This window comes from Enhygromyxa salina, assembly GCF_002994635.1.
Lineage (GTDB): Bacteria > Myxococcota_A > Polyangia > Nannocystales > Nannocystaceae > Plesiocystis > Plesiocystis salina_B.
Genome location: NZ_PVNL01000086.1, coordinates 54,105 through 67,569 on the forward strand (window position 1 = coordinate 54,105; position 13,465 = coordinate 67,569).

A 13,465-nucleotide genomic window follows, 5' to 3' on the forward strand; every position below is an offset into this window, starting at 1 on the left:
GTATCGTGTCCACCATCACGGCGTCAACGAAGATTTGCACTGCTTTCGATTTCAGTGGCCTGTCCCACGCAAAGTTCTGCACTGAGTGAAATCGCGCGTATCAGTTGAGCAAGCGACCTTGGTCGACATCTTCGGGCTCGTCGTCCTCGGGCTCGACATGGCGCGCGATCAGGCCGGCCTGGTGATGAAGCATTCGCCAGCGGCCCTGCTCGAGCACGAACACATTGGTGGCCGCGAGCTCGGCTTCGGGCAGGACCTCGACACACACGACCACCCCGACCTCGCCGAGCAGCTCGACCACCTCATCCCGAAACCGGACCGGCGTAGGCCGGCGCAGGATCCCTCGCCAGCTGGCCATGACCCGCTCGCGCCCGCGCAGCAGCGTCCACCCCGGGTGCGTGCACAGGACCTCTTGGTGATCGGCCCAGAGCCGATCCATGCCGACGATGTCGCCGGCCGCGAACGCCCGGTAAAACTCGCGGTTGGCCCGCGTCAGCTCGTCGAGGGCGGATCGGGGCGAGTCGCTCATTCGCGCGCAGCATAACAGCGCGCGCAGGATCGCGGCCAACGTGCGCGCTCGCAGGGAGCGCCGCCGGCCGACCCGACCCAGCGCGGATGCGCCCGGCAAACTGCGAGACGGCCTGTGGGGACGCATCAAAATCCCCTACTCTCCCGCCGTGTCCGTGACCCGTGCGAGCGCGCCGCCGTTATTCGGTCGGCGAAAGTACTGGGCGCATCGCTTCGGCGTCGCGTCGTTCCTGCCCACGTCGCGCGCCGAGATGGACCAGCTCGGGTGGGACAGCTGCGACGTGATCATCGTGACCGGCGACGCCTACGTCGATCACGTCAGCTTTGGCGCGGCGGTGATCGGCCGCGTGCTCGAGCATCAGGGGTTCCGGGTCGGCATCCTCGCCCAGCCCGACTGGCAGGACCCCGAGGCGTTCACCCAGCTCGGCGCGCCCAACCTGTTTTGGGGAGTGACCGGCGGCAACATGGACTCGCTGGTCAACCACTACACCTCGGATCGCAAGCACCGCTCGGACGACGCCTACACCCCCGGCGGCAGCTCGGGATCGCGGCCCGATCGCGCGGTCATCGTCTACACCCAGCGCTGCCGCGAGGTCGCGCCCGAGGTCCCGGTCGTGATCGGGGGCATCGAGGCCAGCCTGCGCCGCATCGCCCACTACGACTACTGGTCCGACAAGGTCCGGCGCAGCGTGCTGCTCGACGCCAAGGCCGACATGCTGGTCTACGGCAACGCCGAGCGCTCGATCATCGAGATCGCCCATCGTCTGGGTGAGGGCGAGCCGATCAGCGCGCTACGTGACATTCGCGGGACCGCGGTGGTCGTGCGCGAGCTGCCGAAGGCGTTCGTGGAGATCGACTCGAGCGACGTCGATCAACCCAAGAACCTGGTCAGCCTGCGCCGGGTCCGCTCGGGACCCGCCGTGCCGCGCGAGCGCACGGCGGTGCGGCTGCCCGCGTTCGAGGTGGTCCGCAACGACAAGGTGCTCTACGCCCACGCCTCGCGGGTGCTCCACCAGGAGGCCAACCCCCACAACGGTCGGGTGCTGATCCAGCGCCACGGCAACCGGGACGTGTGGCTCAACCCGCCACCGATCCCGCTGACGACCCCGGAGATGGACGAGGTGTTCGAGCTGCCCTACGGCCGCCGCCCGCACCCGCGCTACGCCGACGCCAAGATCCCCGCCTACGAGATGATCAAGACCTCGGTCATGATCATGCGCGGCTGCTTTGGCGGCTGCTCGTTCTGCTCGATCACCGAGCACGAGGGACGCATCATTCAGAGCCGCTCGCGGGCGTCTGTGATCCGCGAGATCGAGCAGATCCGCGACACCGTGCCCGGGTTCACGGGCATCATCTCCGACGTCGGCGGACCCACGGCCAACATGTGGCGGCTGGGCTGCAAAGACCCCAAGATCGAGGCGGCGTGTCGGCGGCCCTCGTGTGTGTACCCGGGCATCTGCGAGAATCTGAACACCGATCACAGCGACCTGATCGATCTCTACCGCGAGGCCCGGGCGCTGCCCGGCATCAAGAAGGTTCTGGTCGCTTCGGGGCTGCGCTACGACCTCGCCGTCGAGTCGCCCGAGTACGTGCGCGAGCTGGTCACCCACCACGTCGGGGGGTACCTCAAGATCGCCCCCGAGCACGTCGCGCAGGGGCCCCTGGCGAAGATGATGAAGCCCGGGGTTGGCACCTACGAGCGCTTCAAGCAGCTGTTCGAGCGCTACAGCGAGCAGGCCGGCAAGCAGCAATACCTGATCCCCTACTTCATCGCCGCGCACCCCGGCACGACCGACGAAGACATGCTCGAGCTCGCGCTGTGGCTCAAGCGAAACCGGTTTCGCCCCGATCAGGTCCAGGCGTTTCTGCCCTCGCCCATGGCCACCGCCACCGCCATGTATCACAGCGGTCGCAACCCGCTGCGCAAGCTGACCCGGGCCGACGACGCCGAGCAGGTCAGCGTGCCCAAGGGACTCGCGCTTCGCCGCTTGCACAAAGCGTTCTTGCGCTACCACGATCCCAACAACTGGCCGCTGCTCCGCGAGGCGCTCACCCGCATGGGTCGCGAGGATCTGATCGGCAACGGCAAGCGACACTTGATCCCCAAGTTCCAGCCGGCTGGCACCGGGGGCCTCGGCGAAGGCAGGCGGCGCAAGCAGGGCAAGCAAGGGCCGCGCAAGGGCTCAGCGCTGACCCAGCATACTGGGCTCCCGCCGCGCGAGACGGGCGCTCGACGGCGCCGGGACTGACCCGCGGGCGTCCTCCGACTCGTCGGTGGCCAGACCCGCGGCGAGGCGCTCGCGGTCTCGCGCGTCGTCGCTCGTGACCAGCGCTGCGTCCGCTCTCACACCGCCGGCACCGTAAAATAGAAGCTCGTGCCCTCGCCGGGCTCGCTGCACACCCAGATCGTCCCGCCGTGGGCCTCGATGATGCCCTTGACGATCGGCAAGCCCAGGCCCGCGCCCCGCTGGTCGGTCTTCTTGGCCTGCCAGAACCGATCGAACACGCGGGTCAGCTTGTCCTGCGGAATCCCTGCCCCGGTGTCGGACACGCAAAACTGGACCACGCCCAGCTGCGGTTGCGCGCCCACGACGACCTCGCCCCCAGGCGGCGTGAACTTGATCGCGTTGCCGATCAGGTTGTCGAACACCTGCAGCAGCCGATCGCGATCGGCGTACAGATCCGGCAGCTGCTCCGTCACCTCCACGCGAATGCACAGCTGGGCCCGCGCCGCCGCTGCGTACTCCGTGTCCACCGCCTCGTCGAGCAAGCCCTGGACCGACACCGCCCCCCGCACGATCGCCAGCGACCCAGCCTCGAGCGCGGTGATGTCGAGCATGTCCCCGATCAGGCGGTTCATCCGCAGCGCCGCCCGCCGGATCGCGTCGAGTGACTTCGGAGCCTTCGCACCGCGGCGCCGGAGGATCTCGGAGTGCAACAGCACGATGTTCAGCGGGTTTCGCAGATCGTGGGCGACGATGCCGAGCACCTCATCGCGCGCCGCGATCGCCCGGCGGGCCACGCGGCTGTCCTGGATCGCGCTCTCCATCCTGTCGCGTCCGCTGATGTCGCGGACCAAGCCCTGCCACCTGCCATCGGAGAGCAGCTTGGTGCTGATCTCGACCGAAAGGTGCGAGCCGTCTTTCTTGCAGAGCAGCCACGTCCCCACCTCGACGGCCCCGCCCAGCATCTGCTCGCGAGATCGCAGCAGCCGCTCGACGTCCTCTGACAGGATCACATCGACGATCGCCTTGCCCACGATCTCGTCCTTGGCGTACCCCAGCATCTCGCAGCCAGCGTCGTTGACGTCCGTGAAGCGACCCGCGAGATCGGCGATGAAGATGCCGTCGGGTGCTTGCTCGAGCAGCGCTCTAAGCCGCACCATCGCCTCTTCGCGTCGGGTCACGATCTGCGTGACGTCGACCCCGGTGAGCACGAGGAATGGACGCTCGACGTCGGGACCTGGAGCCAGCGCGCCCGAGACCGCGAACACACACGCCTCACCCGAGGGCTGGACCCAGCCACACTCGCAGGTCCTTGGCGGCTTCCCGGCTTGCAGCGACTCGATCATGCTCGGCACGAACGCGGCGTCTTTGGGATCCGCGACGAACTGCGAGATTGGCCGGCCGCGAAGTTGCTCGACGGGTTCACCAAACAGCAGCCCGCACGCACGGTTGGAGTGAACGATGCCACCATCTGGGTCCAGGACCAGGGCGATCCCTGGGAGTAGGTCGAGCGCGGTGAAGTCGATGGTGTTCATGTGGCAGCCTCGCGGCGATCGCACACATAGCATTAACGCTGCCACATCCACGTGGCCGCCCGAGAATATCGCGCTGTTTGCACCCAATGCCAGCGCTCATTGCCCGGCTGGTGCGAATCCCGAATATGCACCCGTTGACGCTGCAAGACGTGCGCGCTCTGGCCGCACGGAGCCTACCGCAGGTACACGCTCCCGCTCCACCACGGGTACCACCCTTCCGACTGACTACCGGACTCGCCCCACCCGACGCGAAACAGCGTCGTCGCCGAACCAACCAAATACGGCCCGGCCGGATCGAGCGGCAGCGCGGTCTCGCAGCTCTGGCACGACACTGGGTCCACCAACAACGCCGCATAGCTGACCACCGGACCGGCGTCGTCAGCCGAACCAAACGAGACATCGCCAGCCTGCCCATAGCCGAGGTTCCAGTCGGTCTGCACGAACCCAGCCGGGGTGATATCGGACGAGTCTCCGCCGGCCGCGTTGGCCTTCATCACGTGCGCACTCAGGTAGAACGACTCGAACCCGGGCGGGAAAGTGAGGTCGAATACATAGGTATGCTCGCCCTGGCCGTCGCGAGTATAGGGCCGACACATCGCGTCAATGCCCTCGACCGAGGCCGCCTCGATCGCGCTGATCTGGGTGTCGAGATCACCGTTGCACAGGTGCGGCAGGGTGATCTCCGTCCACCCCCCGCCGTCGGTGGTCATGTCGCAGTTGGTCGTAAACCCCAGCTCGGGGCTCTTGGGCGCGACGATATACACCCCGTCGGACGCGTTGGGATCGTAATTCAGGATCTCTCGACAGCTGCGCGGGATCTTGCAGTCGCCCAGGCAGCCGTCCGAGGTGCCCGAGTTGGCGTCGTCGCACTGCTCGGGCCCGTTGACGCGTCCGTCGCCGCAGCGCGGGCCAAAGTCGCTGCAGTCGGCCAGGCAGCCGCCGTAGCCGCCGTCATTGACCCCGTCATCGCAGGCCTCCTCGCCGCCGACCACGCCGTCGCCACATCCACCCTCGCCGTCGCCGTCGCCGTCGCCGCTCGGGTCACCGTCACCATCCCCGTCACCATCCCCGGCGCCGCTCGTGGCTTCGGTCTCGCCGCCGCTGTCACCGTTGTCAGTCCCGAGGCTCTCCGCGCCGAACTCCCGCCCCGCGTCGTCATTGCACGCACAAGCCAGCGCCAGCAGTCCCACAGCTGCGATTCGCCACCTCGACCCATGCTTGACTGTGTTCGAACACTCCATGGACCGGGCGGGCCACCGAATCTACCCCGCCCCTGGATCCACGGCCACTGGCCCAAATGACAGGCCTGCTCGATCCCGGCCAAGTTCGCTACACTGCGGCCGCCATGGATCTTGCTCATCGTCCCTTCGCTTGCCTGGCCGTCTCGTTGTTGCTGCCGGCGCTCGCGTGCGGTGGTGATGCCACTGGTGCCACGGGCCGCGAGACCGGCGACACGGGCGAGACCGTCAGCCCCGAGGCGGGCGACGAGAGCCACGACGAGTCGACCACGACCGCCGAGTCCGACGGCGCGACGACCACGACGACCGAGACCGGCGAGCCGGCTGCATGCGACCTGTTCACGCCCGAGCTGGTCGAACAGGCCTACCTGCGATCCGGCGACGGCCGCGACGCCGTGCCGCTGAGCGCCTGCGACAACCATGTATGGTGGGTGTCCGCCGCGTCCGGCACCGAGCTCACGATCTCGGTCGCGGCCAGCGAGCCCGTCGACATCGCAGTCAGCTACCCCGACGAACCGAGCTTCTCCCAGACCTTGGCCGCGGACTCGCTGTACCAGCCCGGTTCACTGTCGTTCGTCGCACCGCGCTCGGGCGAGTTCGCGGTGGTCGTGCGCGCCGTCAACCCTGGCGATGATCCCGAGCTCGAGCTCGACTACGACATCACCGCCACCTGCAGCAACGAGTGCGGCCGCGAGACCACGCGATTCCCCATGGTCATGGTCCACGGCTGGACCGGGTTCGAGAACATCGGCCCGCTCACCTACTTCTACAACGTCCAGGCCGACCTCGTGGGACTCGGCTATCCGCTGGCGATCGCCGTGCTCGATCCCTACAACTCCGTGGACATCCGCGGCGAGCAGCTGGTGAGCTTCGTCCAGGGCACCCTGGAGTCCCAGCGCGCGCGCAAGGTCAACCTGTTCGGCCACAGCCAGGGCGGTATCGACTCGCGCTACGTCGCGGCCGAGGCCGGCGGAGGCTACGGCGATCGGATCGGCGCCGTGATCACGCTGGGCACCCCCCACTACGGCACCCCGTTCACCGACATGGCGCTGGGCCTGATCCCCGGCCCGGCCGAGCAGGCCCTCGCGTTCCTGCTCAACCTGCTTGGCGCCGCCCAGAACCAGCAGTCCGACGTGGAGGCCTCGCTCTACACACTGAGCGAGACCTACATGCAAGGTGAGTTCAACGTCCTCTACCCCGATGACCCGCGGGTCAAGTACTACAGCTGGATGGGCCAGACCTGCGTGGCCGCGATCGGCTGCCAGGACGCCGTCGATCCCCTGTTGCTGTTCAGCTACAACATGATCTTTGGCGTCGCGGGCGACAACGACGGCCTGGTCCCGCTCGAGAGCGCGATCTGGGGCGAGTACCTGGGCCTGATCCCGGCCGACCACATCGACGAGATCGGCCAGATCAGCGGGCTCACCGGGATCAATTACGATCACATCGTATTCTTCCGCGACAACGCCCGACTGCTGCGCGACAACGAATTTTAGGCCTGCTGCACGGGGATACGGTGCACATCGGACGGCGGTTTACTCGCGTGTACTCTCGGATCGCCAGCGCCGGCGGAGCACGGCGTCGAGCAGACCGATCAGACCGATCAGACCGATCATCCCCATCATGAGGCCACCCGCCAGCAGCAGCAAACCGCAACGTCTTCGCACCGGAGCCCGGGTGCACGCGCCTGCCGCCGGGCGCCGATGGCCCCACCACGTCTACCAGCGAGCGATCAGCGTCATCCCCCCCTGATCATAACGATTGCTAGCATCATCGAGATCCCACCCAACCCCAAAGGTAATCCGCACATAGGGGTCAAACGCCAACGCAAACCGTGTGCTCAATCGATGATTGGTCTCGCTCAAATATGCAGACAGATCATTGTCCCCCTCGGCCTGCCGATCCAGCACGAGGTACGCAAGCTCGAGCCCAAAGGTCCGCGTGGGCAGCCAGTGAGCCCGGAGCATGCCCAGCCAGCTCTGATCCCGCGGGATCGCGCCAAACTCGGAGGTGTGCGCGGGGATCTCGGTCAGCCGAGTGCTGCCCGTGAGCTCGAGATCCAACCGGCCAGGAAACCGGGTGACGTTCTCAGCGTCGAGGTGCACGAGCAGGTAGGCCCGCGCCCGGGTCTCGCGTTCGGGCACGCGGCTGAGCCGGGCCCCCCGGTCGTTGAAGTCGTGCTGGTGGGTGCGAATCACGGTCGTGCTCGCGCCGATCTGCACGGGCACCCGCGGCACCGCCCACTCGAGCCAGCCGCCGCCGAGCAGCGCCGACTGCTCGCGCTCGACGTCGAACTTGCCCTGCTCGTCCTCGAGCAAGGTCGAGTAGTAGTAGCTCGAGCGCGAGGGCAAGACCCCACCCATGTACGCCTGCGCGCGCAGGCTGGGCAGCACCGACACCTCAGCCTCGGCCGAGAGCCCGACCGAGGGGTTGCGCTGGACCACCCGCAGGTCCTGGGTCGCCGCACGATTCTGGGCGAGCGCGTCGCTGGCGTTGTTGAACGGATCCAACACGAACACGCGGGTTCGCACGCTGCCCAGCTTGGGCCGGGCCCAGCCGACCGCGAGATCGACGTCGAGGTCGGGCTTCTCGAGCCGCGCGATCGGTCGGATCTCGACGAACAGCCCGGTCCCGCGAATGTCGGGGAACGCAAAGGTCAGCTGCACGAGCGAGCTTCGGATCCCGCGCAGCTCCCGGCGATCATAGCGAATCCCAAACGCGCCGACCGGGCCGACCGGCGTGTACTCCTTGAGCCTGACCTGATTGAAGAACACGAACTCGTCGTCCGAGTGCAGAAACATCTGCGCCCCGCGGGTCCGCCGGTTCCAGTCACGCTCGAGGTACAGCGGCGACTCGGCGACCGCCAGCGTCAGCTCGTACTCGGGCCGCTGCAGCTCGGGCGCCGGCTGCAGCAGCGGGCCCCGAGGATCTGGCCGTCCGTGACGATCCTCGACGCGCCGCCACAAGTCGTCCCAGTTCTCGCGCAGGTCGAACCCATGCTCGACAGGCGGCGGAGCGAAGCGCATGCCGTCCTCGGCCGCGCTCCCGGGTCCGAGCGCGAGCATCAGCGACAGGGCCAAGGCGAGCACGGCGCCGAGCATAAGCCGAACTGAGCCCAAACCCGGAGTCGCGCTGACCCAAACTCGTAAATCCTCGCTGCCAACAGTGAGCCAGTCCAGGAATGGCGCCTGCAAGCGGGCGAGGAGCCTCGCCCGAGCTGATAGCTAGTGCCCTTGACGGCACTTCTCGTGAAATCCATGGACACAGGAAATGTGTTCAGAGCCCCCTCCCAGGGGGCCACACATGCGCCTGCGAACAAACAGCCCCGAGGAGCGAAGCGACCAGACGCGCCAGCGGCTGCAGTCGGCGAAGTCCAAGGTCCATGTGGGGGTCATCTACTTGCTAGATTCTCACTCGTCGAGTGTGCTGCCCCAGCGGGCGCGGACTGACTCGGGCGCGACCTCCAACAGCGCCCGACCGAACTCCTGCAGGTCCTCGTAGCGACGTGCGCGCTCGCGCTGCATCGCCTTGGTGATGATCTCGCTCAGCTTCGGCTCGTCACACAGCTGAGCGAGCGGCGTGAAGTCCCCAGCCGTGACCAGCAACAGCACCTGCGTGTAGTTGTCAGCGGTGAACGGCCGCTGGCCAGCCAGGCACTCGTAGAGCATCACCGCCAGCGCATATTGATCACAGCGAGCGTCGATGTCGCGCTCGCCCAGCGCCTGCTCGGGCGACATGTAGCTCGGGGTCCCGACGAACCCGACCGTCATCTGCTCTTCGGTGTCCTCGGACTTGAGCTTGGCGATGCCAAAGTCGAGCACCTTGGGCTGTCGGCGACGCTGATCACCCTCGTGCAAGAACACGTTCGATGGCTTGATGTCGCGGTGCACGATGCCGCGACGATGCAGCGCGTGGACCCCCCCGATGATCGGGAAGAACAGCTCCAGCGTGTCTGCCAGCGACAATTTTTGATCGCGCTCGAGCAGCTGCGCGAGGGTCTCGCCCTCGAGACACTCCATCACGAAGTACGGCACGCGCGCGATCGCGGGGGGCATGGGCGTGGGGACGTGATCGCTGCTGGAGTCCTCGGTGACCGCGTTGGTCTGGGTCGAGCCCTCGGGCGTCTCGTCCTCGAAGGTGCTCCACCCGCCCTCGAGCTCGAGGCTGCCCGAGTCGATCAAGCGCACGATCGCCGGATGCTTGACCGCGCCGATCACCTGCATCTCGCGCCGAAACCGGGTGTACTCGATCCCGTCGGTGCCCGCCCGCATGGCCCGGCGCGCGCGCAGGACCTTGAGCGCGACGGCCTGCCCGGTGCTGAGCTGTCGGGCCCGGTAGACCACCGCGAACCCGCCGTGACCGATCTGGCACTCGATCTCGTAGCGGCGGTCGACGAGGGTGCCGGCCACCATCGCGTCGGTCGAGCGGACCTTGCTGGCGACCTCACCACGCATCGCCGTGAACTCGCGCCGCAGCCCCAGGTGGGTAGCGAGCCGCGCGACGACCTCGGCAAAATTGAGCGGCTTGGTCACGTAGTCGTTGGCGCCGAGCGAGAGCGCCTCGACCATGTCGTCGCTCTCGCTGCGCGCCGTCGCCATCAACACTGGCAGCTCGAGCTTCGAGTAGTGCCTGCGCAGCTCTCGCAACACGTCGAGCCCGCTCATGACCGGCATGTTGATGTCGAGCACGACCGCGTCAAATCGAACCCGAGCGACGGCCGCCAGCGCCTCGGCCCCCGAGTCCGCCGTGGTGACCTCGTAGCCGCGTCGCCTCAGACGCCGCGCGAGCATGTCGAGGTTGTCCTGGTTGTCATCGACCACGAGCAGCCGCTCACCGTGGTGCTCGGCCATCAACGTCGTCTGTGGTAGATCGCCAGGCACGATCGCCAAGAGGCGCTGGGCAGCGCCACCTCGCAGCATTCTAAACTGATCTGTCCGCGCGTAGGGCTCGCGTCGAGCCCGAGCGGCGCGTCGAACGAGACGGGTGAAATCGCCCCTCAGGGATCCACCCACCGCCCTCGAGCACGAGCCCCACCCCGTTCTTCAGTATGGGGCTCACGCCGTTCCCAGCAGCCGCTCGATCTTCGCGAGCAAGCGCGGTAGCTCCACGGGCTTGGTGTCGTAGTCATCGCAGCCGGCACCCAGCGCCGACTCGCGGTCACCGGCCATCGCGTGGGCGGTGAGCGCAATGATCGGGATCGCGCGAGTGAGCTCGTTCGCCTTGAGCCGGCGGGTGGCCTCCCAGCCGTCGATCCGTGGGAGGCTCATGTCCATGAGGATGATCGACGGCCGCTCCCGATGTGCGATATCCATGCCGATCTCCGCATCCGCCGCTGTCAGCACGTCGAACCCACGGCGGCGGAGCCGACGACTCAGCATGTCGCGACTGAGTTCATTGTCTTCGACGATGAGGATCGACACCATTGGGGTCGAGCGACGATACACCAACCCAACACGAGTGGGGAGCGACAGCAGCAGATGAGTGACTCAAAGTCGGGCGCGCGCGGCGAGGCGGGCGACGAGCTGGGCGAGACCGAGCGGATGCGTGAGGTCGAGCAAGAACTCCGGCGTCTGCGCCTGCTCGTCGACCGCAGCCGCGACGCCCTGATGTTGCACGACGTGCGCGGCCGCCTGCTCGAGGTCAACCGGTTCGGCCACGACAGCCTCGGCTACTCGCGCGAGGAGTTCCTGCGCTTGTCGATCGGCGACGTCAACCCCGACGTCGGGTCGATCCCCAAGGAACGGCTGGGCGAGCAGTGGCGCAAGATGCCGCTCGACAGCTCGGTGACCGTGGAGACCAACCTGGTCCGCAAGGACGGACACGAGATCCCGATGGAGGTCGTGGTCGCGCCATTCGAGGAGCAGGGTCAACGCTTGTTCGCGGCGATCTGTCGCGACGTCAGCGAGCGCAAGGCCGCCGAGGCTGCGCGCCGTCGCGAAGAGCTGCGCTTCCAGGCCGTGTTCGAGGGCGCACCGACGGGCTTGGTGCTGATCAACGCCCAGGGCACGATCATGGCCGCCAACCCGGCGCTCGAGCAGATGCTCGGCGCCCGCTCGGGCGGCCTGATCGGGCGCACGCTCGACGACATCACCCTCGAGGCCGACCTCGAGATTGGGCGCAGCGAGCTCGAGCAGCTGCGCCGGGGCGAGCGCGAGTTCGTTCGGGTCGAGAAGCGCTACGCCGGCTGCAGCGGCAAGATCCTGTGGGCCCAGCTGTCGGCGTTTCGCTACGGCGATCCCAAGACCGACGAGGTCCGCACCGTCGCGTTCATCGAGGACATCAACGAGCGCAAGCAGATCGAGACCCAGCGCCGCGAGATGTTCGAGCGCCTCGACGAGCTGGTCGCGCAGCGGACCGCGGCGCTCGAGCAAGAGATCGCCGAGCGCAAGCGAACCGAGCAAGAGCTCAACAAGGCCATGCGCGCGGCCGAGGCCGCCAACCTGGCCAAGAGTCAGTTCCTGGCCAGCATGAGCCACGAGCTGCGGACCCCGCTCAACGCGGTGATCGGCTACTCGGAGATGCTGATGGAGGAGGCCGAGGACACTGGCAGCGAGGACCTGGTCCCCGATCTCCAGCGGATCCGCAACGCCGGCAAGCACCTGCTGGGGATCATCAATGACATCCTGGATCTGTCCAAGGTCGAGGCCGGCAAGATCGAGCTGTTCATCGAGTCCGTGCAGCTGTCCGCGCTGATCGACGAGATCATCGACACCGTCCGGCCGCTGGCCCAGAACAACGGCAACGAGCTGAGCTTGTCGCTGGAGCTCGGCGCCGGGATCATCACCACCGACATCACCCGCGTGCGCCAGGTGCTGTTCAACCTGCTCAGCAACGCGTGCAAGTTCACCGAGCAAGGCCGGGTCTCGCTGCGGGTCCAGGAGCTCCGAGTCGGAACCGAAGGCTGGCTGCGCCTCGACGTCAGCGACAGCGGCGTCGGCATCAAGCCCGAGCAGCTGTCCAAGCTGTTCAAGCCGTTCACCCAGGCCGACGCGTCGACCTCGAGGCGGTTCGGGGGGACTGGGCTCGGGCTGTCGATCAGCGATCAGTTCGCGCAGATGCTGGGCGGTCGGATCGAGGTCGAGAGCGAGTACGGGGTCGGCTCGACCTTCACCCTGTGGCTGCCCACCCACCACGCCCAGCAGCAGGCCGCCAGCGCCTCGGGCACCTTCCGGGCCGTGACCGGCCACAACATCGGGACCGTCCTCGTCGTCGACGACGAGTCCGAGTCCCGCGGCATGCTCGCGCGGCTGCTCGAGGCCGAGGGCTACGCGGTGCTCACCGCTCCGACTGGCGCGCGCGCGATGCAGCTGGCCGAGCTCCACAAGCCCGACGTCATCACGCTCGACGTCATGATGCCCGGCATGGACGGGTGGGCGGTGCTCTCGCGGCTCAAGCAGCGACCCGAGTTCGCCGACATCCCCGTGGTGATCGTCTCGTTGATGCCCGACGCCGACATGGGCTACGCGCTCGGGGCCGCCGACGTGCTCGCCAAGCCGATCGAGATCGATCGCCTGCGCGGCGTGCTCTCGCGGTTTGGTCCAAACGCTGGCTCGCACCACGTGCTGGTCGTCGACGACGACCCCGAAGCCCGCGATCTGCTGTGCCGCGCCGTCCTCAAGGAGGGCTGGGACGTGCAACAAGCGATCAACGGCGCGCGCGCGCTGGAGTCGATCCGCGCGTCACGACCCAAGCTGGTGTTGCTCGATCTCATGATGCCCGAGATGGACGGGTTCGAGCTGCTCGAGATCCTCCGCGCCGATCCATCGCTGGCGTCGCTGCCGGTGATCGTGGTCACCGCCAAGCAGCTCGGCGGCGGCGAGCGGGACCAGCTCGCCCAGCGGGTCAGCTCGATCATGCAGAAGGGATCGTACTCGCGCTCGGAGCTGGTCCAGCACATCCGCTCGCTCGTGGACCTCTCGATCGCTAAGTCCTGACGAGA

At 67.4% G+C, this 13,465-nt stretch carries 9 protein-coding genes; 3 read left to right on the forward strand and 6 right to left on the reverse strand.

Translation table 11 applies throughout. The features are described from left to right. Nucleotides 1-100: 100 nt before the first annotated feature. Nucleotides 101-529, reverse strand: coding sequence for a nuclear transport factor 2 family protein (locus ENSA7_RS21645; RefSeq protein ID WP_106091219.1), 429 nt, complete (start codon nucleotides 527-529; stop codon nucleotides 101-103). Nucleotides 530-677: 148 nt separating this feature from the next. Here ENSA7_RS21645 and ENSA7_RS21650 point away from each other — a divergent pair, with 148 nt between their 5' ends. Beyond that, a complete protein-coding gene (locus ENSA7_RS21650; RefSeq protein WP_106091220.1) occupies nucleotides 678-2,777 on the forward strand; it encodes a YgiQ family radical SAM protein in 2,100 nt (699 codons plus the stop codon). Between the two features lie 95 nt (nucleotides 2,778-2,872). On the opposite strand, the gene ENSA7_RS21655 is transcribed toward ENSA7_RS21650, so the two are convergent. Together ENSA7_RS21655 and ENSA7_RS21660 are read right to left on the reverse strand one after the other, a co-directional pair. Next, on the reverse strand, nucleotides 2,873-4,288 hold the full coding sequence (locus ENSA7_RS21655) for a sensor histidine kinase (protein WP_181233980.1): 1,416 nt from the start codon (nucleotides 4,286-4,288) through the stop codon (nucleotides 2,873-2,875). Between the two features lie 173 nt (nucleotides 4,289-4,461). Beyond that, nucleotides 4,462-5,478 carry a fibrinogen-like YCDxxxxGGGW domain-containing protein gene (locus tag ENSA7_RS21660; RefSeq protein WP_244923865.1) on the reverse strand — a complete coding sequence of 339 codons (1,017 nt, stop codon included), beginning with the start codon at nucleotides 5,476-5,478 and terminating at the stop codon, nucleotides 4,462-4,464. Nucleotides 5,479-5,585: 107 nt separating this feature from the next. Here ENSA7_RS21660 and ENSA7_RS21665 point away from each other — a divergent pair, with 107 nt between their 5' ends. Next, on the forward strand, nucleotides 5,586-7,022 hold the full coding sequence (locus ENSA7_RS21665) for a lipase family protein (protein WP_146157972.1): 1,437 nt from the start codon (nucleotides 5,586-5,588) through the stop codon (nucleotides 7,020-7,022). Between the two features lie 222 nt (nucleotides 7,023-7,244). On the opposite strand, the gene ENSA7_RS21670 is transcribed toward ENSA7_RS21665, so the two are convergent. The 3 genes from ENSA7_RS21670 to ENSA7_RS21680 form a co-directional block, all read right to left on the reverse strand. Then, a complete protein-coding gene (locus tag ENSA7_RS21670; protein ID WP_146157973.1) occupies nucleotides 7,245-8,615 on the reverse strand; it encodes a hypothetical protein in 1,371 nt (456 codons plus the stop codon). Nucleotides 8,616-8,936: 321 nt separating this feature from the next. Beyond that, entirely contained in the window at nucleotides 8,937-10,445 is a 1,509-nt protein-coding gene (locus ENSA7_RS21675; protein ID WP_106091225.1) for a protein kinase domain-containing protein, read from the reverse strand. A gap of 135 nt (nucleotides 10,446-10,580) precedes the next feature. Further along, the gene (locus ENSA7_RS21680) at nucleotides 10,581-10,949 is read right to left on the reverse strand and encodes a response regulator (protein WP_106091226.1); all 369 of its coding nucleotides are present in this window, start codon (nucleotides 10,947-10,949) and stop codon (nucleotides 10,581-10,583) included. Between the two features lie 54 nt (nucleotides 10,950-11,003). Here ENSA7_RS21680 and ENSA7_RS21685 point away from each other — a divergent pair, with 54 nt between their 5' ends. Further along, on the forward strand, nucleotides 11,004-13,460 hold the full coding sequence (locus tag ENSA7_RS21685; RefSeq protein ID WP_106091227.1) for a response regulator: 2,457 nt from the start codon (nucleotides 11,004-11,006) through the stop codon (nucleotides 13,458-13,460). The last annotated feature ends 5 nt before the right edge of the window (nucleotides 13,461-13,465 follow it).